The organism is Iamia sp. SCSIO 61187 (assembly GCF_019443745.1).
In the GTDB taxonomy this organism is placed as follows: Bacteria; Actinomycetota; Acidimicrobiia; order Acidimicrobiales; family Iamiaceae; genus Iamia.
The window spans coordinates 600,041-621,945 of sequence record NZ_CP050948.1 but is presented as its reverse complement, the minus strand read 5'-3'; the positions used below and the strand labels follow the sequence as shown (position 1 = coordinate 621,945).

General features: G+C 75.5%; 22 protein-coding genes. 12 read left to right on the top strand and 10 right to left on the bottom strand.

The annotated features are described in order from the left end of the window. Positions 1–170: 170 nt before the first annotated feature. Positions 171–1,742, top strand: coding sequence for an RNA polymerase sigma factor (locus HC251_RS02905; protein WP_219943824.1), 1,572 nt, complete (start codon positions 171–173; stop codon positions 1,740–1,742). Between the two features lie 68 nt (positions 1,743–1,810). Here the strand turns inward: HC251_RS02905 and HC251_RS02900 are convergent, their stop codons facing one another. Together HC251_RS02900 and HC251_RS02895 are read right to left on the bottom strand one after the other, a co-directional pair. Further along, entirely contained in the window at positions 1,811–2,701 is an 891-nt protein-coding gene (locus HC251_RS02900; protein ID WP_219943823.1) for an aminoglycoside phosphotransferase family protein, read from the bottom strand. 3 nt (positions 2,702–2,704) lie between these two features. Further along, on the bottom strand, positions 2,705–3,640 hold the full coding sequence (locus HC251_RS02895) for an alpha/beta hydrolase (RefSeq protein ID WP_370651329.1): 936 nt from the start codon (positions 3,638–3,640) through the stop codon (positions 2,705–2,707). Between the two features lie 427 nt (positions 3,641–4,067). Between HC251_RS02895 and HC251_RS02890 the strand changes: the two genes are divergently transcribed. The 3 genes from HC251_RS02890 to HC251_RS02880 all read left to right on the top strand — a co-directional run bounded on the left by HC251_RS02890 (position 4,068) and on the right by HC251_RS02880 (position 7,474). Then, positions 4,068–4,658 carry a TetR/AcrR family transcriptional regulator gene (locus HC251_RS02890; protein ID WP_219943821.1) on the top strand — a complete coding sequence of 197 codons (591 nt, stop codon included), beginning with the start codon at positions 4,068–4,070 and terminating at the stop codon, positions 4,656–4,658. 89 nt (positions 4,659–4,747) lie between these two features. Further along, entirely contained in the window at positions 4,748–6,454 is a 1,707-nt protein-coding gene (locus HC251_RS02885; RefSeq protein WP_219943820.1) for a DUF885 family protein, read from the top strand. Positions 6,455–6,511: 57 nt separating this feature from the next. Then, positions 6,512–7,474: a phosphotransferase gene (locus HC251_RS02880; protein ID WP_219943819.1), complete on the top strand. Its 963-nt coding sequence runs from the start codon at positions 6,512–6,514 to the stop codon at positions 7,472–7,474. A gap of 55 nt (positions 7,475–7,529) precedes the next feature. Here HC251_RS02880 and HC251_RS02875 read toward each other — a convergent pair whose 3' ends face one another. The 5 genes from HC251_RS02875 to HC251_RS02855 all read right to left on the bottom strand — a co-directional run bounded on the left by HC251_RS02875 (position 7,530) and on the right by HC251_RS02855 (position 10,660). Then, complete coding sequence (locus tag HC251_RS02875; RefSeq protein ID WP_219943818.1) at positions 7,530–8,771, bottom strand: amidohydrolase; 1,242 nt, start codon at positions 8,769–8,771, stop codon at positions 7,530–7,532. Positions 8,772–8,830: 59 nt separating this feature from the next. Continuing rightward, positions 8,831–9,118: a hypothetical protein gene (locus HC251_RS02870; protein WP_219943817.1), complete on the bottom strand. Its 288-nt coding sequence runs from the start codon at positions 9,116–9,118 to the stop codon at positions 8,831–8,833. Between the two features lie 53 nt (positions 9,119–9,171). Next, on the bottom strand, positions 9,172–9,780 hold the full coding sequence (locus tag HC251_RS02865; RefSeq protein WP_219943816.1) for a flavodoxin family protein: 609 nt from the start codon (positions 9,778–9,780) through the stop codon (positions 9,172–9,174). A 54-nt stretch (positions 9,781–9,834) separates the two neighbouring features. Beyond that, a complete protein-coding gene (locus HC251_RS02860; RefSeq protein WP_219943815.1) occupies positions 9,835–10,326 on the bottom strand; it encodes a hypothetical protein in 492 nt (163 codons plus the stop codon). A 142-nt stretch (positions 10,327–10,468) separates the two neighbouring features. After that, positions 10,469–10,660: a hypothetical protein gene (locus tag HC251_RS02855; protein WP_219943814.1), complete on the bottom strand. Its 192-nt coding sequence runs from the start codon at positions 10,658–10,660 to the stop codon at positions 10,469–10,471. Positions 10,661–10,817: 157 nt separating this feature from the next. On the opposite strand from HC251_RS02855, the gene HC251_RS02850 reads away from it, so the two are divergent. The 4 genes from HC251_RS02850 to HC251_RS02835 are packed head-to-tail and all read left to right on the top strand — an operon-like array spanning position 10,818 to position 14,485. Continuing rightward, positions 10,818–11,357: a DUF6328 family protein gene (locus tag HC251_RS02850; protein ID WP_219943813.1), complete on the top strand. Its 540-nt coding sequence runs from the start codon at positions 10,818–10,820 to the stop codon at positions 11,355–11,357. A gap of 46 nt (positions 11,358–11,403) precedes the next feature. Next, positions 11,404–12,333 carry a dihydropteroate synthase gene (gene folP, locus HC251_RS02845; RefSeq protein ID WP_219943812.1) on the top strand — a complete coding sequence of 310 codons (930 nt, stop codon included), beginning with the start codon at positions 11,404–11,406 and terminating at the stop codon, positions 12,331–12,333. Further along, positions 12,333–13,181, top strand: a complete 849-nt coding sequence (locus HC251_RS02840) for a RimK family alpha-L-glutamate ligase (RefSeq protein WP_219943811.1) — start codon at positions 12,333–12,335, stop codon at positions 13,179–13,181. Before folP ends, HC251_RS02840 begins: the two co-directional genes overlap by 1 nt. Next, positions 13,178–14,485, top strand: a complete 1,308-nt coding sequence (locus HC251_RS02835) for a folylpolyglutamate synthase/dihydrofolate synthase family protein (RefSeq protein ID WP_219943810.1) — start codon at positions 13,178–13,180, stop codon at positions 14,483–14,485. Before HC251_RS02840 ends, HC251_RS02835 begins: the two co-directional genes overlap by 4 nt. Positions 14,486–14,495: 10 nt before the next feature. On the opposite strand, the gene HC251_RS02830 is transcribed toward HC251_RS02835, so the two are convergent. Continuing rightward, positions 14,496–15,257 carry a DUF72 domain-containing protein gene (locus tag HC251_RS02830; RefSeq protein WP_219943809.1) on the bottom strand — a complete coding sequence of 254 codons (762 nt, stop codon included), beginning with the start codon at positions 15,255–15,257 and terminating at the stop codon, positions 14,496–14,498. An 86-nt stretch (positions 15,258–15,343) separates the two neighbouring features. Here HC251_RS02830 and HC251_RS02825 point away from each other — a divergent pair, with 86 nt between their 5' ends. Then, entirely contained in the window at positions 15,344–15,511 is a 168-nt protein-coding gene (locus tag HC251_RS02825) for a hypothetical protein (RefSeq protein WP_219943808.1), read from the top strand. A gap of 64 nt (positions 15,512–15,575) precedes the next feature. Here HC251_RS02825 and HC251_RS02820 read toward each other — a convergent pair whose 3' ends face one another. Together HC251_RS02820 and HC251_RS02815 are read right to left on the bottom strand one after the other, a co-directional pair. After that, on the bottom strand, positions 15,576–16,772 hold the full coding sequence (locus HC251_RS02820) for a diguanylate cyclase (RefSeq protein ID WP_219943807.1): 1,197 nt from the start codon (positions 16,770–16,772) through the stop codon (positions 15,576–15,578). Positions 16,773–16,912: 140 nt separating this feature from the next. Next, complete coding sequence (locus tag HC251_RS02815; protein WP_255566582.1) at positions 16,913–18,982, bottom strand: heavy metal translocating P-type ATPase; 2,070 nt, start codon at positions 18,980–18,982, stop codon at positions 16,913–16,915. A gap of 93 nt (positions 18,983–19,075) precedes the next feature. Between HC251_RS02815 and HC251_RS02810 the strand changes: the two genes are divergently transcribed. Genes HC251_RS02810 through HC251_RS02800 form a run of 3 tightly spaced genes read left to right on the top strand, consistent with a single transcriptional unit; the run spans position 19,076 to position 21,903 of the window. After that, positions 19,076–20,422: a rhodanese-like domain-containing protein gene (locus HC251_RS02810; protein ID WP_219945603.1), complete on the top strand. Its 1,347-nt coding sequence runs from the start codon at positions 19,076–19,078 to the stop codon at positions 20,420–20,422. A 57-nt stretch (positions 20,423–20,479) separates the two neighbouring features. Continuing rightward, complete coding sequence (locus HC251_RS02805) at positions 20,480–20,860, top strand: hypothetical protein (RefSeq protein WP_219943806.1); 381 nt, start codon at positions 20,480–20,482, stop codon at positions 20,858–20,860. A gap of 41 nt (positions 20,861–20,901) precedes the next feature. After that, entirely contained in the window at positions 20,902–21,903 is a 1,002-nt protein-coding gene (locus HC251_RS02800; RefSeq protein ID WP_219943805.1) for a hypothetical protein, read from the top strand. The last annotated feature ends 2 nt before the right edge of the window (positions 21,904–21,905 follow it).

Here is a 21,905-nt window from a genome sequence, read left to right as displayed (position 1 = left end):
CGGCGCCGGGGAGATCCCCCCGGCCGGGCCGACGGCGCCGGGGACGACGGTGCCTCCGACCCCGGGCCGCCCGAGGGGCGCCGGTGGCCCGACCCCGCGGGCCGGCGGGCACCTCGGAGCCGACCCCGGCAAGATGTAAGGCGTCCCCCTCCGAGCGGTCAGGAGCGGCGATGGACCTGAAGACCCCCGTGGACGACGCCGAGCTGGTGCGCGCCGCCCAGGCCGGCGACGGGCAGGCCTTCGGCGTGCTCTTCGACCGCTGGTCGGTGCGCGTGCTCGACGTCGCCTTCCGCATCGTCCGCGACCGGGAGGTGGCGGCCGAGGTGGCCCAGGACGCCTTCCTCGCCGCCTGGACGGGGCTCGACCGGCTCGAGCAGGTCGAGTCGTTCGGGGGCTGGGTGCTGCGCATCGGTCGCAACCGGGCGCTCAACCGGCTCGAGCGGGAGCGGCGGTCCGTCCCCGTCGGCGACGAGGAGACGATGGAGATGGTGGATCGACGAGCGATCCCGGACGACGAGGCCGCGACCGCGGCGTCGCGGTCCGAGGACGTCGACCTGGTGTGGGCGGCGGCAGCCGCCCTGGGGCCGCGGGATGCCAGCGTGCTGGACCTGCACCTGCGCCACGGTCTGTCGCCGGGCGAGATCGCCGAGGAGCTCGGTGTGGCGGCCAACACCGCCCACCAGGCGCTGTTCCGCCTGCGGGCCCGGCTCGGCGACGCCGTCCGGGCGTGCGTGCTCTGGCGGGCCGGCCACCCGGCGTGCCCCGAGCTGGGCCGCACCCTCGTGGCCGCCGGCGTGGAGGCCTTCGGGGCCGACGCCGTGCGCGTCACCACGGCCCACGTGGCCGACTGCGAGGCGTGCGCCCGCCGCCAGGAGGGCCGGCTGGCGCCCGACGCTCTGTTCGCCGCCGCCCCCCTGCTCGTCGTCGCCCCCGCCGTCATCACCGCCATCCGCGACGGGCTGGCCGAGGCCGGGGTGCCGGTGGGAGAGCCACCGGCCGCCCTCGTGGGCGAGGACGCCGACGCGGGCGACGCATCCGGCGATCCGGCGGACGCCGGGCCGGGTGGTCCGGTCGCCCGGTCGGCCCGCCGGCCGGCCGCCGTGGCCGCGGCCGCCGCCGTGCTCGTCCTGGTGGTGGTCGCCGCCATCGTGCTGCTCGGCGACGACGGGGCGACCGACCCCGAGGAGGTGGCGACCGACGCGACCACCTCGACCACCGTCCCGACCACCACCGAGCAGGCCTCGACCACGACGACCCCGACCTCGACCACGACGACCCCGACCTCGACCACGACGGCGCCGACGACGAGTGTCCCGCCCGGGTCGCTCCCGGCCCCGACCCCACCGGCGCCGCCGACCACCGGCCCCTCGGCGAACATCGAGGTCGAGCCCGACCTCGGCCTCGGCCCCAACCCCGATCCGGCTCCCACCACCACGGCCCCCGCCCCGGCGCCGACCACCACCGCACCACCACCCCCACCCCCACCGGCGCCGACGATCGTCTCGTTCTCGGCCACCCGCGCCCCCGCCCCGGGGTCGCTCTGCACCACCGCCTCGGCCCGCATCGCCCTGAGCTGGCGCACGGCGGGAACCGACTCGGTGACCATCTCGGGCCCCGGCGCCCCGGGCGGCCCCCAGCCGACGATCGGCACCGCCACCGGCTGCTCCCCCGGCCCGGGCGCCTACACCCTCACCGCCTCCGGCCCCGGCGGCACCACGACCGGCACCACCTCGGTCCCGTGACCCCTTCTGTCAACCCTCATGCGCAGCAGAGGCGCACGAGGGTTGACAGAACGAGCAGACGGCGTTGCTCAGCGCTCCCGGGCGACCTGGTCGGCGGCGCGGAGCATGTCGCGCCCGACGGGCTGGAGCCCGATCTCGGTGCACACCAGACCGGTCGACACCCGCTCGACCACGCCCCACTCCCAGATGGCGGTGGGGTCGAGGCCGGTGCGGTCGGCCAGCCACCGGCACCGCGCCCGGAGGGCGGCGGGGGTGTCGGGGTCCTCGCGCAGCAAGATCCCCAGGTCGAGCTCGGGCTCGGCCCGCAGCCCGTCGGGATCGACCAGCTTCCACCCGTCGCCGGCGCGCAGGGCGTTCCACTGGTGGACGTCGCCGTGGACGAGCACGGCCCGCTCGGGGACGAAGCCGGCCTCCCGGGAGGCAGCGCAGGCCAGGGCGTGCTCGACCGTCGCCTCGTGGCAGGGCCGCCCCAGCTCCTCCCAGGTGCGCGTCACGTAGGCCGCCAGGTCGCGGGCCTTCTCGGCACCGGTCGGCAGGTCGACGTCGGGGGCCGGGCGCCACATCCGGCGGGCGGCGTCCAGCAAGGCGCTCGTCCGCTCCTCCAGCGGCAGGTCCAGGTCCGCCATCGACGGCCCGAGCCGCTCGAGGAGCAGGGCGCCGCGATCGAGGTCGTGGCGGAGGAGGGCGGCGCACCCCGCGCCGTCGGCCAGCCGGAGCGTCACGATCTCGCGCCGGGCGGCGTCGAGGGACCTCGGGATGCAGAGCTTGAGGACCGCCTCGGTCCCCCCGTCGAGCACGGCGGGGGCGACGTACGCCTCCGTCCCGTCCGGGTAGGGCGGTCCGACATCGATCCCCCACTCCTGCTCGAGGACGGCCACGAGGGCGGGCAGCCCCTCCAGCCAGGCGTCGGCACCGGCGGCGAGGGCCTTGTTCCGGACCAGCTCGGGGATCTCGATCACCGGCTACGCCAGGGCCGCCCGCAGGCGCTCGGCGGCGGCGACGGCAGCCGCATCGGCGTCGGGTGAGACGTCACCCATGGCGAAGAAGCCGTGGACCAGACCGGGACCCGAGACGTGGTCGACCGGCACCCCGGCGTCGGCCAGCCGGGCGGCGTAGGCGTCACCCTCGTCGCGCAGCGGGTCGAACTCGGCCGTCAGCACCTGCGCCGACGGCAGCCCGGCCAGGTCCTCGACGACGAGCGGCGAGACGGCGGGTGAGGCCGGGTCGCCGTGGGACCGGTCGGCGCCCAGGTAGTGGTCCACGAACCAGTCCATGGTCGCCTTCGTCAGGAAGTACCCCTCGCCGTTCTCGGTGATCGACGGGTGCGCCATCGTCAGGTCGGTCGCCGGGTACACGAGCAGCTGGTGACGGATCGCCGGCCCGCCGGCGTCGCGGGCCCGGATGGCCACCAGGGCGGCCAGGTTCCCGCCGGCCGAGTCGCCGCCGACGGCGAGGCGCGCCGGGTCGCCGCCGTGCTCCCCGATGTGCTCGGCCACCCAGGTCAGCGCGGCCCAGGCGTCGTCGGGGGCGGCGGGGTACGGGTGCTCCGGCGCCAGCCGGTAGTCGACCGACACCACCACCACGCCAGCGCGCAGGCACAGCTTGCGAGCGGTGGGGTCCGAGGTCTCGACGTCCCCGATCGTCCACCCGCCGCCGTGGTACCAGACGAGGACCGGGGCGATGCCGTCGGCCGTGGGCCGGTACACCCGAGCCGGGATGTCGCCGCCGGGCCCGGGGATGGCGACGTCGGCGACCGGCCCCACCGCGACGGGCTCGCCGTCGGCGGCGCGCAGGGCGGCGTACAGCGCCCGCATCGTCGGCGGGTCGACCTCGCTGATGTCGAGCGGCGCCGCCGCCAGCTGGTCGAGCAGGGCCTGGATCTCGGGCACGACGGGCACAGCCACCACCTCCACATCGGACGGGGCGGGACAGTAGCCCCGTCACTTGACCCGCGGGTCAGGTGACGGGGCTAGCATGCGCCGGCGGTCGTCAGAAGCGCCCTCTCAGTCATTCCCATATCGGCCATCCTCTGGCATGATGGGCAAGACCGTGGCAGGGCCCGAGTCCTGGGGTCACCCCCTCCCCCCGCCCCCGGGGCTCGGGCCCGCCCGGACATGCGGCTCCGCCGCAGTCCGGGCGGGCCCCTCCGCGTCCCGGTCCCGTCTGCCATCGCCGTGACCGCAGATCTCTCCGCTCGCTGGCGCTCGCTCCGAGGCACCCAGCCGTCCTCCCCGCTCCTGGCGGCTCCTCGGGCCGGACGTGCGGGCTCGCGCTGGGTGCGGGCGTCGTGGCGGAGAGGGACCTACTGGTCGGTAACCTCGGGCGATGGCCGCTCGCCTCCCCGCCGCCGCCCGTCGGCGCCAGCTCCTCGACGTGGCCCTGGGCGAGTTCGCCGAGCGGGGCTACTCGGGCGTGAGCATGGACCAGGTGGCCGAGGCCGCCGGGGTCACCAAGCCCGTGCTCTACCAGCACTTCACCTCCAAGCGGGCCCTCTACCTCGAGCTGGTGGCCGACGTGTCGGACCGGCTGGAGGCCGCCGTCGTCAAGGCCACCGCCGACGCCGCCTCACCCCGCGAGCAGGTCGAGGCCGGGTTCCGCGTCTACTTCCGCTTCGTCACCGAGCACCGGGACGCCTTCCGGCTCCTGTTCACCGCCGACAGCCGGCGCGACGACGACCTCACCGAGGTCGTCCTCCGCGTGGAGGAGACCTTCGCCCAGTCGATCGCCACCCTGATCGAGGTCGACGGCCTGGGCGACGAGGACCGCCTGCTCCTGGCCCGCGGCATCGTCGGCATCGCCGAGGTGACGAGCCGCCACTCGCTCGCCGGCACCGCATCGGAACCGGACCCCGACGCCCTGGCCCACCGGGTGGCCAACCTGGCCTGGGCCGGCCTGCGCGGCATCCGGGGCACCTGACCGGGACCCACCAGGCGCCGCGCCCACCGGACGCACAGCCTTCACAGAGGCGCAACGACGCTCCCGAGGCCGAGGGGCATGATGTCCCCATGACCGACCTCAGCGAGCCGACGCCGATCCGCGCCCTGGCCGACGAGTACTGGGAGGCCGTCCTGCGCGCCAACCCGACCTACGCGACCTTCCTCGGCGACCGGCGCTTCGACACCGAGATCGAGGACGTGAGCGTCGCCGCCGAGGCCGAGCAGCGCGCCCGGTGGAGCGAGCTGCTGGAGCGGGTGGCCGAGGTCGACGTCGACGACGCCCCGCTGGCCGAGAGGGTCACCCACAACCTCCTGTTCCAGGAGCTGTCGGAGGCGGTGGAGCACATCGACCACCGCATCGCCGAGCTGCGGTACGACCAGATGGACGGCCTGGCCGCCGACCTCCTCACCTCCGCGCCGCAGATCAACGCGCCCGAGCCCCAGAACGCCCTCGACCTGGTCGAGCGCCAGCGGAAGGTGGGCACCCTCGTCGACGGGGCCATCGAGCGCTTCCGGGCCGGGCTGGCCGCCGGGCGCACCCCGCCCCGCGTCGTCGTCGAGCGGGCACTGCACCAGGTCGACGGCTACCTGGCCTCGCCGCTCGACCGCGACCCGTTCACGGCCTACGAGGGCCCGACCGACTGGGACGGAGAGGCGGCGTGGCGCGATGCGCTCCGCGGTGCGGCCGAGGAGGTCGTCCGCCCCGCCTTCGCCCGCTACGGCGCCGTGCTGCGCGAGGAGCTGCTGCCCGTCGCCCGCGGCGACGACGAGCCCGGCCTGTGCGCCCTCGACGACGGTGACGCCCTGTACCGGGTCCTGATCCGCTCCAACACCGGCCTCGACCTCGAGCCCGCCGCCATCCACCAGATCGGGCTCGACGAGCTGGCCGCCATCGACGAGCAGCTGGCCGAGCTGGGCCAGCAGATGTTCGGCGTCCGCGCCCTGCCGGAGATCTTCGAGCGCCTGCGCACCGACCCGGCGCTGCGCTACGACCCGGCCCGCCCCGAGGAGCCGCTCGACGACGCCCGCCGCTGCGTCGCCGCCGCCGCCGAGGTCATGGGCGACTGGTTCGGACGCCTGCCCGTCAGCCCGTGCGAGGTCAAGGCGGTCCCCGCGATGCTCGCCGCCGACGCTCCCGGCGCCTACTACTTCCCGCCCGCGGCCGACGGCAGCCGGCCCGGCACCTACTTCGTCAACACCCACGACCCGGCCGAGCGCAACCGCTTCGACACCGCGTCGGTGGCGTTCCACGAGTCGATCCCCGGGCACCACCTCCAGCTGGCCATCGCCGGCGAGCTCGACGACCTCCCCGCGTTTCAGCGCTTCGGCACCGGCCACACCGCGTTCGTCGAGGGCTGGGCCCTCTACTCCGAGCGGCTGGCCGACGAGATGGACCTCTACGCCACCGACCTCGACCGGGTCGGGATGCTGGTCAACGACGCCTGGCGCGCCTGCCGCCTGGTGGTCGACACGGGGATGCACGCCCTGGGGTGGAGCCGCCAGCAGGCCATCGACCACATGGTCGAGCACATGCCGGTCGGCGTCGACGAGATCACCACCGAGGTCGACCGCTACCTCGCCATCCCCGGTCAGGCCCTCGCCTACAAGATCGGCCAGCGGGAGATCCTCCGGCTGCGGGAGGGGGCGACCCGCACGCTGGGCGACCGCTTCGACCTCCCGGGATTCCACGACGTCGTCCTGGGGTCGTCGACCATCAGCCTCCCCGTCCTCGGCGCCCTCGTCGCCGACTGGGTCGAGACCCGCGGGGCGGCCTAGGTCATGGCCCTCCGAGCGGAGCGAGGCCGATCAGAGGGGTGGGGGGGACGGAGGACGTTGGTCGCCGGACCGCTGGTCGTCCCGGCGCCCGCCCCACCCGACATCGACGTCCTCGCCGCCACCTTCGGGCTCGACGCCACCGGGGCCGAGGTGGTGCGGGCCGCGACCCGCCACGTGGTCGTGTTCCCGGCCTCGCGGGTGCGGACCTTCGCCGTCCCCGGTGGCACCACCGGGCCGCGGCAGGAGGCCGCCGTCGCCGCCCTCCTCGCCGACGCCGGCGTCCCGGCCGCCCGGCGGCTCGCCGGACCGGCGCCGATCGACGGCTGGCTGGTGACGGCGTGGCGGGAGGTGCCCGACGTCGACCGGGACGCCGTCGCCGACCCGGCGACCCTCGCCGCCCTGGCCGCCCGGCTCCACGGCACCACCGGCGTCCTCGACCCCCGGGGCCTGGTCGAGTGCGACCCGCTCGGCGCCGGGCTGGCCCAGCTCGAGGTGGCCATCCCGGCCGGCCGGACCACCGACGACGAGCTGGGCATCCTCCGCCGGGCCGCCACCCGGCTGGAGCCGGTCTGGGCGGCCGCGGTCGAGAGGGCCCGCGCCCTCGCCGCCGCCGCCGGGCGCGGGGACGAGGTCGACGAGGCCGACCTGGCCGTCGACGGCGGCGCCGTGCTGCACGGCGACCTGCACGCCGGCAACGTCGTGATCGGCCGGGACGGTCCCGTGCTCGTCGACCTGGAGCTGGCCGGGTGGGGTCCCCGCTCCTACGACGCCGCCCCGACCGTCGCCTTCGTCCGCTGGTACGGCCGACCCGACGACGATCTCGACGCCTTCGACGGCGCCTACGGCGCCCCGCTCACCGCCCGGGCCCGCGAGCACCGCCTCGACGAGGTGTGGGCCCTGTGGTCCACGTGCTGGTGCGTCGCCAACCGCCACCGCTCGGCGGCGATGGAGGACGAGGCCCGGCTCCGCCTGGTCACCGTCGACACCGGCGAGGCGCCCCGCCCCTGGGCCCTGCGCTGAGGAGCGCTCGCGACACCTCCGGGACGGGACCGCCCCCGGCTGTCGCAGGAGGGCGTCAGCCCGGGGCCAGCCAGCAGAGGGCGGCGGTCACGAGGGCCTCGACCCCGGTGGCGATCGACGGGTCCTGGACGGGGGCGAACCGGGGCGAGTGGTTGTAGGGGACGTCCTCGGCGAAGCGGCCCTCCTCGAACGCCCGGCGCACCAGCTCGGGGTCGGTGACCCCGACGAACCAGAACACCGACGGCACCTCGGCCTGCTCGCCGAAGAACCCGAAGTCCTCGCTCCCGGTGGCGACCGGCCCCGGCATCGACCGCTCGGGGCCGAAGTGGGCGGCGAAGGCGGCGGCGATCCGCTCGGTCGCGGCGGCGTCGTTGTCGACCACCGGCAGGGCGTAGCCCTCGGTGATCTCCGGCTTGCGGGCGCAGCCGGCCGTCTGGCACTCGCCCTCGACGATGCGGGTGATCGCTGCGAGCACCTGGGCCCGGACGTGGGGCTGGAAGGTCCGGATGCTGAGCCCCAGCTCGGCCCGGTCGGCGATGATGTTCTCCTTGGTGCCGACCTGGAGCCGGCCCACCGTCACCACCGCCGTCTCGGCCGGGTCGACCTCGCGGGACACGATGGTCTGGAGGCGCAGGACGGTCGAGGCGGCCAGCACCGCCGGGTCCACGGTGTTCTGGGGGGCCGAGCCGTGCCCCCCGCGCCCGTGGAGGACGACCTCGACGGCGTCGCTGGCGGCCATCATCGGCCCGGCCCGGTGCAGCACCCAGCCGGCCGGGGCGGGGGCGGCGTGCTGGCCCAGGACCACGTCGGGGCGCCCGAAGCGCTCGTAGAGCCCGTCGTCGAGCATGGCCCGGGCCCCGGCACCGAGCTCCTCGGCCGGTTGCACGACCAGCAGCAGCGACCCGGCCCAGCCGTCGCGGTGGTGGGCCAGGACGGTGGCGGCGCCGACGAGCCAGGCGGCGTGCATGTCGTGGCCGCAGGCGTGGGCCACGGGGACGTCGCGGCCGCTGGCGTCGCGGGCTCGCACGGTGCTGGCGTAGGCGAGCCCGGTGTCCTCCTCGACGGGCAGGGCATCGATGTCGGCGCGGAGCAGGACGGTCGGCCCAGGCCCGTTCTCCATGGTGGCCACCACCCCGGTGCGACCCACGTCGGCGGTGACCTCGTACCCGAGCGCCTGGAGGCGGTCCGCGAGGATGCCGGCGGTCCGGTGCTCCTGGAAGGACAGCTCGGGGTGGGCGTGGAGGTCCTCGTAGAGGCCGCGCAGGTCGGGGAGCAGGGCGGGCACGGCGTCGAGCATGAGGGCCTCCTCGGTCCGGATCGCTGACGGTACCCCCCGGCGCCGGGCCGAGGGCCGGGTCAGGCCTCCGGGTCCTCGACGACGTGGAGGGCGGCCTCCTCGGCCGGGACCGCACCCTCGCGCTCCTGGGCGACGTCCGAGAGGGTCGGGTCGCTCGGCTCGCCGCGCTCGTGGTCGCCCACCGGCACGTCGGGCTCTTCGCGGGCGATCCGCTCCTCGAGGGGCTCGTCCCAGGCCTCCTCGGCCGGCGTGGTGCCGTACTCCTCGACCCCCAGGGGCTCCTCGGGCGGGACCTCCGCACCCAGCTTGTCGTCGTCGAGGGCTTCGGCTCGCTGCTGGTCGCTCATGGCCGCGGTCCTCCCCGCGAGGCCTGCGGGGAAACGAGGCCGCCGCCGCCCTGCTACTCCGAGGCGGGGTAGGGGTCGGCCTGGAGCAGCCGGGCGAGGTGGGCGGCGTTGCGGGCCACGTCGGCGACGGTCTCGGTGACCTTCTCGGGCGGGGCGTCGAGGTCCTTGTAGTCGACCGAGCCCATGGCCTCGCCGACCCAGTAGGCCTGGCCGTTGGGCGGGATCGTGAAGCCGACGTCGGAGAGGGCCTGGTAGGTCGAGGCGGCCACGGCGTGGGCCCCGTCCTCGTTGCCGACGGTGGCCACCACGGCCACCTTGTCGAAGGTGATGAGCCGGCCGCCCTCGTCGGTCTCGCTGATGAAGGCGTCCATCCGCTCGAGGACGCGCTTGCACACGCTCGACATCTGCCCCATCCAGATCGGCGTGCCCAGCACGAGGATGTCGGCGTCGAGGACCTCCTGGCGCAGGGCCGGCCAGGCGTCACCCTCACCCTCGTCGGAGGTCACCCCGGGCCTGATGTCGTGGTCGACGACCCGGATGAGCGCTCCCTCCACGTCGTGCTCGGCCAGGTCGTCGAGGATCTGCTGGCACAGGAGATCCGTGCTCGACTCGGACGGCGTGGGCTTGAGGGTGCAGCTGAGGGCGACGGCGGTGAGGGCCATGGCTGCGACTCCCCGGCGCCTCGGCGCGGGAAACCCTGCCGGCCCGGGCGTCGGTCAGCTCACCCGGCGGACGGCGGCCTGGAGCTCCTTCCTGAACGCCTCCGGATCCTCGACGGTGACGGTGGCGGCCGGGTGGCGCACCAGCCCGAGCGGGTCGACGGCCCGCACCGGTCGGTGGAAGCCGATGCAGACGCCGCGGGCCGTCGTGGTGCCGAAGGTGACGCCGCTGTCCTTCAGAGACAGCCGGGGCGGGCCCCCGACCTTGGTGGGTGCGTAGGGGCCCGTGATCGTCACGTCGGCCACGTTGGTCAGCTCGGTGCGGAGCGACCAGACGCCGTAGCGGACCCGCAGGTGCGTCTCGCCCACCTCGACCTCGCTCCGGCCGGGGAGGGCGCCGGCGAGCAGCGACGCGGCGGCCACGGGCCAGTCGTAGCGGAACCTCCACGTCGTGGTGCGCGGTCGCGCTCCCTTGGGGACCGGGGGCCGGCGCCGGGGCTTGTCCTGCTCGACGGGCGGGTGGTGCCCCGGTCGGTTGGCCTCGGGCACAGGGCCGATGGGCCCGCTCTCGCTGGGGGTCGGGTCGGCGCCGGATGCAGGCGTCGGTTGGGGGCGAGGGGGCACGGTCGGCACTCCGGGTCGGCATCGGTCTCCGCGCCGCTGCCCGACCCCCGCCCCCCGGAAACGGTCGTCAGCTCGAGGGGGCGCCGCCCTTGGGATCCTCGCCGGACGAAGGCAGGCCGGAGGCGCTGCCCTCCTCGCCCTCCGCCGGATCGTTGTCGCTGGCCATGTCCTGGCCCGCCGCCGTGTCGTCGTCGGGAGCGAGGAACTGCTCGACGTCGTCCACGGCGTCGTCGCCAATGTCTCCACCTGTGCTCTGCATGTGTGCACCTCCGGTTCGCCCCTCCCCGTCGGCGGGCCGGGAAACCGACGGGCGCAGGCGGCCGCTCACCACCGACGCGCCGAGTGTGGTCCGCGCTCCCGTCGGGTAGGGCGCCGCCCGGCGAGAGGAGCCCCACGATGCCGACGGAGATCGCCCCGTGAGCGACCAGGTCCCCGGTTCCTCCGCCGAGACCGAGCACGAGCGGCTCAACCGGGAGCTCGACCAGCTGCTGGGCGAGCTCCGCGTCGCCCTCCCGGGCGTGCAGGTGCTCCTGGCCTTCTTGCTCACGGCGCCGTTCTCCGGCGGGTTCGACAAGGTCGACGGTGAGTCCCGCACCGTGTTCATCGCCGCCATCACCCTGGCGGCGGTGGCGTCGGTCCTCCTCATCGCCCCGACCGTCCATCACCGGCTGCGCTTCCGGGAGGGCACCAAGGAGGAGATGATCCGGACGGCCAACCGGCTGGCGATCGCTGGAGCCGCCTGCCTCGGGCTGGCCATCGGGTGTGCCCTCTACGTGGTGGGCGACGCCGCCTTCTCCGACACGCCGGCGCGCTGGATCGGTCCCGCGGTGGTCCTCCTCGCCGCCGTCACCTGGTACCTCGTCCCGCTGAGCTACAGCAAGGACCAGACCCTGAGCCCCGGCGGGACCCGCCCGTCGCAGACCGGTGGCGGCGAGAGCTCCTCGAGGGAGGGCTGAGCACCTCGGCTGAGGGCGGGGGCGTGCGGCGCGCGAACGTACCGGGGTGACCCGGCCCCTGCGCACCCGCCTCCGCCTCGCCGATCGCACCCTCGACCTGTCCCGCCCGGTGCTCATGGGTGTCGTCAACGCCAACCCCGACTCCTTCTCCGACCCCGGCGCCCGTCCGCTCGACGCCCAGGTCGACCAGGCGCTGGCCCTCGTGGCGGAGGGGGCGACCGTCCTCGACGTCGGCGGTCAGTCCGCCAGCACCGGGGTGCCGGAGGTCGACCCGGACGTGGAGCGCGAGCGGGTCGTGCCGCTCGTGGCCGCCATCGTCGCCGCCGCCCCCGACGTGGTGGTCTCGGTCGACTCCTACAAGCCCGCGGTGGTGGCCGCCGCCCTCGACGCCGGTGCGCACATCGTCAACGACGTGAGCGGCCTCCGCGACCCGGCGCTGGCCCCGCTGGTGGCCGACCGGGGGGCGGCGCTGGTCGTCATGCACACCGCCGCCCCGCCCAAGCAGCGACTGCAGGAGACCGACCTGTACGACGGCGACGTGGTCGGCGTCGTCCGCCGGTTCGTGGCCGACAAGGTCGCCGAGGCCCGGGCCGCCGGGATCGCCGACGACGCCATCGTGGTCGACCCCGGGCCGGACTTCACCAAGACCCCGGCCCAGACCGTCGAGGTCCTGCGCGCCCTCGACGAGATCGACCCCGAGGGGCTGCCGCTGCTGCTCGCCCTCTCCCGCAAGGACTTCATCGGGGCCCTCACCGCCACGCGCCCCCAGGAGCGCCTGGCCGGCACGCTGGCGGCGGTGGCTGCTGTGGGTAGCGGCCCCGGGGTCATCCTGCGGGTCCACGACGTGGCCGAGGTCCGCCGGTTCCTCACCGTGCTCGAGGTCCTGACGACCGACGTCGCCGTGGATCCCGAGCTCCGCCTCGCCGACCGACTGCGGTGGGCGGCGGGGCGGCCCGAGGGCACCCGCGCCGTCTGATGGCGACGGCCGCCCGCGACCGCTTCGTGGTCCGGGCCCTCGGCGAGATCGCGGCGCGCCGGGGGCTGGGCCACGACGTCGAGGCCGGCGGCTGGCTCGTCCGCGTGGGCGACGGGCACCGCCACCTCGAGGTCTTCGGCTACCAGCTGTCGCTCAACACCGCCGTCGCCGCCGCCCTGGCCCGGGACAAGGCCGCCGCCACCGCCCGTCTGGCCGCCGACAGCCTGCCGGTCGTCCCCGCCGAGCTGATCCTGCGGGACGACCGCCAGGGGTGGGTCGACGGCCGGACCGCCCGGGCCGCGTTCGACGACGTCCTGTCCCGCGTGTCGCCGCCGGTGGTGGTCAAGCCCAACGAGGGGACCTCGGGTGCGGACGTGCACCGGGCCGACGACCCCGTCGCGGCGTGGGCCGCGGTCCAGGACCTGCTGGGCCCGGAGCCGTCGGTCGTCGTCCAGCCGCTGGTGGCCGTGGTGGCCGAGGAGCGCTGGGTCCTCCTCGGCGACGAGCCCGTCCTGCGCTACGCCAAGGCCCCCGCCCCCGGCGACGGATCCCTGCCCATGTTCAACCTGGCCCTCGGGGCCACGATCACCTCGTGGGGCGTGGACGAGGGCACCGACGAGGGTCGGGACCTGGCCACCCGGGCCCGCCGGTCGCTGGGCCTCGCCGTCGCCGCCATCGACCTCCTCACCGACGACGCCGGGCGGGTGGCGGTGATGGAGGTCAACTCCGGGTGGTCGTTCGAGCACCTCGTCCGGGCCCTCCCCGCGGCGCGGCCCGACGCGGTGACGGCCTACGAGGCGGCGCTCGACGTGGCGCTCGGCCGGCGGCCGCTCGAGGGGGCGGGGTGACGACCGGGCGGCACCGGTCCGGCTCCCCGTGGGCGCCGACGACGCTCGCCGACGTCGAGTCGTTCGTCGAGGTCGACCTGTTCCAGACGGCCGACGGCCTGTTCCGCGAGGGCGACGGGTTCGCCCGCTCGCAGGCGCTCATGGCCGCCCTCGGCGACCCCCAGGACGCCATCCCCGCCGTCCACGTCGCCGGCACCGCCGGCAAGGGCACCGTCGCTACCGCCATCGCGGCAGCGGCATCGGGCCCGCTCCGCGTCGGCCTCCACGTGTCGCCCCACGTGTACGACCTGCGGGAGCGCTTCGCCGTCGACGGCGAGCAGGCCGACGAGGACGAGGTCGTCGCCCTCCTCGATCGGGTCCTGCCCGCCGTGCGGACCATGGGCGACGGGCCGCACGGCCCGCCGACGTCCTACGAGGTCACCCTGGCCATGAGCCTGCTCCACTTCCGGGACCGGCGCTGCGACCTCGTGGTGGTCGAGACGGGCCTGGGCGGGCTGTTCGACGCCACCAACACCATCCGCCGGCGCGACAAGCTCGCCGTGATCGTCCGGATCGGTCTCGACCACCAGGCGGTGCTGGGGGCCACCGAGGTCGCCATCGCCGCCCAGAAGGCCGGCATCTTGACCGTCGACGGCGAGGCCGTCGTGCTGCGGCCCGAGGACCCGGAGGTGGAGGCGGTGCTGGCCGACACCGCGGCCGCGAGACGCTGCCGGGTCCGATGGGTCGATCCCGCACCGGCGCCCACCGACGTGCCCCACCTCGTCGAGGACGAGGCCGTGGCCCGGACCGCGCTCGAGGTGCTCGGGGCGCACACGGGTCACGACCTGGCCCGTCGCCTGCCGCCGCTCGGCTCCCTGGCCCTCCCCGGCCGGTTCGAGGCGGTCGCCCTCCCCGCCGGCGGTCGCGCCCTGCTCGACGGGGCCCACAACCGGATCAAGCTGGCCGCCTTCGTCGAGCGCCTCCACCGCGAGCACGGCCGCCGCCCCCGGCCGTGGGTGCTGGGCTGCAAGGCCGACAAGGACGCCGCCGCCCTCGTCGACATCGTGGCCGCCGAGGCGGACCGCCTGTGCGTGGTGGGGTTCCCGATCCGCGGCGGCGACGTGCCGTCCGGGCCGTCGATGGATCCCGCCGCGCTGGCTGCCCTGGCCCACGACCGGGCCCCGGCGCTGGACGTCACCATCGCCGCCGACGCGTCGGGGGCGGCGGACTTCATCGCCGCCACCGCCGCCGGGACCGACGTCGTCCCCGTCGTCGGGTCCTTCTACCTGCTGGCGGCGCTGGCCCCGCTGCTGCGCACGACCTGACGACGCGGCCTCAACGCCCGCCATCGGCCAGGCGGTCGCGCAGCCAGGCCGCATCGACCGGGGCGTGGGCCCCCTGGTCGTTGTTGAAGTAGGCGAAGACGTCGCACCCGCCGTCCTGCCACTCCCCCAGCCTCTCGGCGACCCGCCACAGGCGGCGCCCTGTGTAGCGCCCGGCGTACGGCGCCCGCCTCGCATCGGGGCCGTGGAAGCGGACGTAGGTCCAGTCGGTGGTGGTGACCCACGGGTGGTCGGCGATCAGGTCGTGGATGCAGAGGGCCACGTCGTGGCGGGCCAGGCAGGCGAAGGTGTCGTCGTGGACCCAGTCGGGGTCCCGGAGCTCGACCGCCCAGCGGAGCCGGCGGGGCAGGGCGGCGAGGGCCTCGTCGAGCCGGGCGGTGTCGCGCCGCCACCGGGGCGGCAGCTGCAGGAGGTTCGGGCCGAGGTGGGCGCCGAGGTGCTCGACCCGGTCCAGGTGGTTCGGCACCCACGTGGCCGGCTCCCGCAGCTTGCGCCGATGCGTCGCGAACTGGCTGACCTTCACCGCGTAGCAGAACCCGGGGGGCGCCTGGTCCCGCCACCCCTCGACGGTGGACACAGCCGGCAGCCGATAGAAGGTGGCGTTGAGCTCGACGGTGTCGAACTGCTCGGCGTAGTGGGAGAAGCGGAGCCGGGCCGGCAGGCCGGCCGGGTAGAACGGCCCGCTCCACGGCTTGTAGTCCCAGCCCGAGCAGCCGACCCGGGCCCGGCCGCGGGGAGAGGTCGACGGCGACACCGCCGCCCCCTACCCGGGCGCAGGCGTTTGACCGCCCGTCCCGGTGGGGAGCCGTGCGATCCCGACCACTCCTGCGGAGGTCCCCGATGCCCGTCGCCCCCGGCACCGTCCTGAGCTGCTCGAACGACGACTGCGGGTGCCGCATCCAGGTGCAGGTCCCGTGCCCCCACGGTGACGAGTACTCCTGCGCGTGCGGCCACACCCTGACCGAGAGCACCGACGGCGGGGCCATCCCGCCGACCCCCGGCGCCTGAGCGCCGGCCGCGGACACACCGGTGGAGAGGCCGCGGCGGCGGCCTCAGGTGTGAGCGTCGAGGCTCAGCGGCCGGTGACGGGGAGCGTCACCGGCTCGTGCGCCGCCGCCGTCGGGACGGCGCAGCGCACCGTGTCCCGGTGGATCTTGGCCTCGTAGAGCGCGCCGTCGGCCCGGTGGCAGAGGGCCTCGGTGCTGGCGTCGCCCCGCTCGAGCTCCGCCACACCGATCGAGCAGGTCATGGTGGCGCCGCGCCCGAAGGCCTCGCCCCGGATGGCGTCACGGATGCTGGAGGCCACGTCGGCGGCGTGGGTCAGCGAGGTGTCGGGGCACAGGACGGCGAACTCGTCGCCGCCCAGGCGGGCGACGAAGTCGGTCTCGCGGACGAGGTCCGAGACGAGGGCGGCCGACGTGCGCAGGACGGCGTCGCCCAGGATGTGGCCGCCCCGGTCGTTGACCGCCTTGAAGTGGTCGAGGTCGCAGATGATGACCGACAGCGGCCGGCCGCGGCGGCGGGCCCGCAGCATCTCCGCGGTCAGCCGCTCGTCCCACGCCCGCCGGTTCCCGACCGCGGTCAGGGGGTCCTCGCGGCTGAGCTGCTCGAGCTCCTCCACGAGGGCGGCGTTGCGCGTCCGCTCCGACTCGAGCGCGGTCTGGGTGAGGTGGTGCTGCCAGCGACGGCGCTCGCGGTACACCTGGGCGGAGATCACCAACGCCACGGCGGTCAGCCCGTAGAACGCCGCGGTCGTGACCTGCTGCCCGGTCAGACCAGGGTCGGCACCGATCGAGGACACGGCGATGGCGACCGCGGTGACGACGGCCAGCACGACGGTCATCGGCCACCGCCACACCACGAGGAAGGCCGTGGCGAAGAACGGGAGGGTCAGGCCCAGCAGGTAGGCCTCGACCTCGGCGCCGGCCTGCGGGACCATCCAGGCGATGGTGAGCTCGAGGGCGACCACCATCAGGAGCGAGAGCTGCTCGGGCCAGCGCTCCCCGACCCGGCGCCACCGGAGCGCCAGCCACACCAGGCCGATGGCCGCCTCGCCGAGGAGTCGGGCGACGAGGAACTCGCCGGCCCGGGCGGGGACGAGCACGGCGTCGAAGGTCGTCCAGAGCGGGAGGGCGGCCAGCGCCACCAGCCCGGCGATCAGCGTCGTGTCCCGCGTCTCCCGGCGGCGGTCGGCGGCGGAGGCGGCGACGGCGCGGGAGATCGCGGCGATCTCCGCCGTCCCCGGCTCCCCCTCGCTCACGATCGCCACGGGGGAACCGTCGGCCATTCGCCCTGGTCGTTGAGGGTTCGCCTCCGCCCCGGGGAGCGGGGCCCGGCCGGCTCTCCGGCTCGTCCCGTCGATCCCGATCCACCGTCGACGGCCGATGGGATCGACAGGAGCGGAACCCGTCAGGCGTCGCCGGCGGTGAGGTCGACCCGGCGCAGGAGCTGGGCGTTGGCGGCCACGACGATGGTGCTGAGGCTCATCAAGATGGCGCCCACCGCCGGCGAGAGGCTCACGCCGGCGAAGGCCAGGACCCCGGCGGCGAGGGGGATGGCGACGAGGTTGTACCCCGCCCCCCAGGCCAGGTTCTGGACCATCTTGCGGTAGCTGGCCCAGGACAGGCGGATCACGCCGAGGACGCTGCGGGGGTCGGACGAGGCCAGCACGACGCCGGCGGACTCCATGGCCACGTCGGTGCCGGCGCCGATGGCGAGGCCGACGTCGGCGCGGGCCAGGGCCGGGGCGTCGTTGACCCCGTCGCCGACCATGGCCACCGAGAGGCCCCGCGCCTGGAGGTCGGACACGGCCTTGTCCTTGTCCTCGGGCAGGACCTCGGCGAACACCTCGTCGATCCCGAGCTGGCGCCCGACGGCCTCGGCGACGGGACGGGCGTCGCCGGTGATCATCACGGCCCGGATGCCCAGCCGGTGCAGCTCGTCGATGGCCTCGCGGGACTCCGGGCGGACCTCGTCCTCGAGGGCGAGGGCGCCGATGATCCGGCCCTCCTCGACCAGGTGAAGGACCGCGGCACCCCGCCCGCTCCACGTCTCGACCGGGTCGGCCAGCTCGGGGGGGACGGTGAGGCCCGCCTCCCGGAGCAGGGCCGGCCCCCCGACCTGGTAGAGGCGCCCGTCGACGGTGGCCGAGACGCCCCGGCCGGTCGTGGCCTGGAACCCGGTGGCCCGGGCGGACCCGAGGCGCCGCTCCTCGGCGGCCCGCACGATGGCGCGGGCGAGGGGGTGCTCGGAGTCGGCCTCGACGGCGGCGGCGAGGCGCAGGACGTCGTCGTCGTCACGATCGACGCCGACGACGGCGCTGACGACGTGCTCGCCCCTCGTGAGGGTGCCGGTCTTGTCGAACAGGACGGCGTCGATGGAGCGCATGCGCTCGAGGGAGAGGCGGTCCTTGATGAGGATCCCGGCCCGGGCCGACACCGAGGTGGAGAGCGAGATCACCAGCGGGATGGCCAGCCCGAGGGCGTGGGGGCAGGCGATGACGAGGACGGTGACGGTGCGGACGACCGCGGCGTCGGTGTCGCCGACGAGGTTCCACACGAGGAGGGTGGCCAGCCCGGCGGCCACGGCGACGTAGAAGAGCAGGGCGGCGAAGCGGTCGGCCAGGGCCTGGGCCCGCGACCGGGACGTCTGGGCCTCGGCCACGAGCCGCTGGATGCCGGCCAGCGCCGTGTCCTCGCCGAGGGCGGTGACCCGCACCCGGATGGACGAGTCGGTGGCGACGGTGCCGGCGACGACCCGGTCGCCCTCGCCCTTGGCGACGGGTCGGGACTCGCCGGTCACCATCGACTCGTCCAGCTCGGCGGCGCCGTCGACGACCACGCCGTCGGCCGGGACCCGACCGCCGGGGCGGACGAGGACGACGTCGTCGACGCCCAGGTCGGCGAGGTGGACGGTCTCGACACCACCCTCGGTCACCCGCTCGGCCTCGTCGGGCAGGAGCTCGGCGAGGGCGGCGAGCGCCCCGCGGGCCTGGCCGATCGCCTTCATCTCCTGCCAGTGGCCGAGCAGCATGATCGTGACGAGGGTGGCCAGCTCGAACCACAGGTCCACGTCGATGAGGTCCAGCTCGGTGGCCACCGACCCCCCGAGCGCCACCAGCAGACCCATCGAGATCAGCAGCATCATCCCGGGCTGGCGGCTCCGCAGCTCGGACCAGCCGCCCCGCAGGAACACGGGCCCGCCGACGAGGAAGACGGTCGCCCCGAAGAGCGGGGCGACCCACTCGTCACCGGCGAAGGACGGCGCCGTGTAGCCCAGCCAGTCCTGGACCATCTCGCTGTACACGACAGCGGGCAGGGTGAGGACCAGGCTGATCCAGAACTTCCGGCGGAACATCTCGGCGTGATCGCCGTGGTCGCCGTGGCCGCCGTGATCGCCGTGTCCCTCGTGCTCGCCGTGGCCACCGTGGTGGTCCGGGGCCTGGGGGCCGTTCCGGGGGTGGGTGGTCGAGGTGCTCATGGTGCGTCCTCCGCTTCCGTCTCCTCCGGTATACCCCCGGGGGGTATGTTCGTCAACCTGTTTCGGGACGGCGATCCGAGCCAGGGCGTCGGCATGGTCGACATCCGGGTGGTCGAGACGAGCGGTCTGGGCGACCGCAGCTACGTGGTGACCGACGGTCGGGCGGCTGCGGTCATCGACCCGCAGCGCGACATCGACCGGGTGCTGGCGGTCGTCGGCGAGGTCCCGGTCTCCCACGTGCTCGAGACGCACATCCACAACGACTACGTCTCCGGCGGTCTCGCCCTGGCCCGGCGCACCGGGGCCGCGTACGTGGTCAACGCGGCCGACGACGTCGCCTTCGACCGCACGCCGATCAGCGACGGCGAGACGGTGACGGCGGGGTCGATGGAGATCACGGCGGTGGCGACACCCGGGCACACGCTGACCCACCTCTCCTACGTCCTGGCGGTCGGGGGTGAGGAGGTCGCCGTGTTCACCGGCGGCTCGATGCTCTTCGGCGCCATGGGTCGCACCGATCTGGTCGACCCCGACCGGACCGAGGAGCTGACCCGGGCCCAGCACCGATCGGCGCGACGGCTCGCCGAGCGCCTGCCCGACGACGTCGAGGTGCACCCCACCCACGGCTTCGGCAGCTTCTGCTCGGCCACCGAGACGAAGGGCACCGAGTCGACCATCGGACGGGAGAAGGAGCAGAACAACGCCCTGACCCAGGACGAGGACTCCTTCGTGGCCGAGCTGGTGGCCGGGCTCACCGCCTACCCCCGCTACTACGCCCACATGGGGGTGCGGAACGCCGAGGGGGCCGACGAGGCCGACCTGTCCATCCCGGCCGAGGTCGACCCGTCCGAGCTGCGCCGCCGCATCGACGCCGGCGAGTGGGTGGTCGACCTGCGGGAGCGCACGGCATTCTCCGCCGGTCACGTCCCGGGCACGATCTCGGTGGAGCTCGCCGACCCGTTCGCCACCTTCCTGGGCTGGACGATCCCGTGGGGGACACCGCTGACGCTGGTCGGCGACACCGCCGACCAGGTCGTGGAGGCCAAGCGGCAGCTGGTCCGGATCGGCATCGACGACCCCGCGGGGGCGGCGACGGGCCCGACCGAGCGGCTCGCCGGCGACCGGGCGGTGGCCCGCTACCGCCGAGCGACCTTCGCTGACCTGGCCGAGGAGCGGGCTCACCGGGCCGAGGTCGTGGTGCTGGACGTGCGCCGACCGGACGAGTGGGACGAGGCCCACATCGACGGCGCCGTCGGCATCCCCTTCTACGACCTCGAGGGCCGCGAGCACGAGGTCCCCGACGGCGAGGTCTGGGTGCACTGCCAGTCCGGCTACCGGGCCTCCATCGGGGCCTCGCTCCTGGACCGGGCCGGGCGCCGGGTCGTGCACGTCGACGACGCCTGGGAGAGCGCCGCCCCCGCCGGGCTGCCCATGGCCTGACCCCGACCGGCGCAGGCGGAGGGTTGCCCGACAGCCATCGGGGAACCATGAGGGGCCATGAGCGACCTTCCCCCGATCGTGCGCCCCGAGAACGGGGCCCCTGCCGTCGACTTCGACCACGCCCTGGCCGCCGACCTGGCCGGGGAGCTGCGGGCGGCGGCCACGGCCCTCAACGAGGGCGTGGCCGACCGCGCCACTGCCGCCGCCGGGGCCCGCACCCACTGGCGGGGCATCAACCGGGGGGAGTTCGACGATGCCGTGGCCGACCAGGCGACCACCGCCACCGGCCTGGCCGACCGCTGCTCACGGGAGCGGGGGCGGCTCATCGACGCCTGGGAGTCGGCCAACGCCGAGCAGCGCCGCCGCAACGACGCCGCCGCCGCCGAGGACGCGCCCGCCGGCGGCGGGGGCGGAGGTCAGCCGGCGCACGCCCAGTGACGGGACGATCTTGGGCAACCCGCATCGGGCTCGCCGCCGCGATGATCGGGTTGGGGGCCTGCGGCCTCTTCGGCGGCGACGGCGGGCGCCCCTCGGCCGACGAGGGCGAGGTGACCCGGATCCTCGGCGGTGGCGAGGCCGAGCTGGCCGACGGGGTCGACGCCCGCTCCGCCGACCTGGCCGACGTCACCGGCCTGGGCGTCGGCCCCGACGGCACCGTGGCCGTCGCCGCCGAGGCCGGCGACGGCGAGGCCGGCGTCTGGGTGCTCGAGCCCGACGCCGACACGGTCCGGGTCCTGGCTCCCGACGGGGAGGGGACGGACGCCTCGTTCTCGGCGGGCGACCCCCTCGTGCGGGCCGACACCGTGCTGGTGCCGACCGTCCACACCCGCGCTCTGGCCGACGAGATCGCCCTCGCCGACCCCGCGGCGCGCACGCCCGTCGCCCCCACCGACGGCTCCGTGCCCGACGCCGAGCAGGTCTTCGGCTCCCTCGCCGAGGGCGACGGCGGCCTCTGGCGCACCTACCGCACGCCCGCCACGGTCCGTCGCGCCGGCGCCGGCGACACGCTCACGGTGGACCTGGCGGCCGAGGGGTGTGCCCAGTCCATGCCCCACGGCCTGGCGGCGACCGACGACGGGGCGATCGTCGCCGACCCCGGCTGCCGGACCCTCTGGGCCGTCGCCGCCGACGGCACCGTCACCGAGCGGGGCGACCTGCCCGGCTGCCCCGACGGCGTCGAGGGCGCCCCGGCGCCGGTCGACGTGGCCCGCCACGGCGACATGCTGGTCGTGGCCGACACCGGGTGCCGGGTGGTGTGGGCCGGGCCGGTCGCCGGCGGACCGCTCGAGCCGCTGCTGGGCACCGGCGACGCCGACGCCGACACCGCTCCCGTCGAGGACCTCCGGTTCGACGCCCCGGTGGGGGTCGAGGTCGACGACGACGGCCGGGTCTACGTGCTCGACGGCGTCGGTCTCGGCTTCCGCGGCCGCAGCCTGGCCGACTCCCCCGTGGTGTGGATGACGGGGCCGGGCCTGGTGTGAGG

Excerpts from the sequence above, each read along its gene's own strand:
- HC251_RS02905 (WP_219943824.1), top strand. The coding sequence starts at position 171 with ATGGACCTGAAGACCCCCGTGGACGACGCCGAGCTGGTGCGCGCCGCC.
- HC251_RS02890 (WP_219943821.1), top strand. The coding sequence starts at position 4,068 with ATGGCCGCTCGCCTCCCCGCCGCCGCCCGTCGGCGCCAGCTCCTCGAC.
- HC251_RS02885 (WP_219943820.1), top strand. The coding sequence starts at position 4,748 with ATGACCGACCTCAGCGAGCCGACGCCGATCCGCGCCCTGGCCGACGAG.
- HC251_RS02875 (WP_219943818.1), bottom strand. The coding sequence starts at position 8,771 with ATGCTCGACGCCGTGCCCGCCCTGCTCCCCGACCTGCGCGGCCTCTAC.
- HC251_RS02870 (WP_219943817.1), bottom strand. The coding sequence starts at position 9,118 with ATGAGCGACCAGCAGCGAGCCGAAGCCCTCGACGACGACAAGCTGGGT.
- HC251_RS02865 (WP_219943816.1), bottom strand. The coding sequence starts at position 9,780 with ATGGCCCTCACCGCCGTCGCCCTCAGCTGCACCCTCAAGCCCACGCCG.
- HC251_RS02855 (WP_219943814.1), bottom strand. The coding sequence starts at position 10,660 with ATGCAGAGCACAGGTGGAGACATTGGCGACGACGCCGTGGACGACGTC.
- HC251_RS02840 (WP_219943811.1), top strand. The coding sequence starts at position 12,333 with ATGGCGACGGCCGCCCGCGACCGCTTCGTGGTCCGGGCCCTCGGCGAG.
- HC251_RS02825 (WP_219943808.1), top strand. The coding sequence starts at position 15,344 with ATGCCCGTCGCCCCCGGCACCGTCCTGAGCTGCTCGAACGACGACTGC.
- HC251_RS02815 (WP_255566582.1), bottom strand. The coding sequence starts at position 18,982 with ATGAGCACCTCGACCACCCACCCCCGGAACGGCCCCCAGGCCCCGGAC.
- HC251_RS02810 (WP_219945603.1), top strand. The coding sequence starts at position 19,076 with ATGGTCGACATCCGGGTGGTCGAGACGAGCGGTCTGGGCGACCGCAGC.
- HC251_RS02805 (WP_219943806.1), top strand. The coding sequence starts at position 20,480 with ATGAGCGACCTTCCCCCGATCGTGCGCCCCGAGAACGGGGCCCCTGCC.
- HC251_RS02800 (WP_219943805.1), top strand. The coding sequence starts at position 20,902 with ATGATCGGGTTGGGGGCCTGCGGCCTCTTCGGCGGCGACGGCGGGCGC.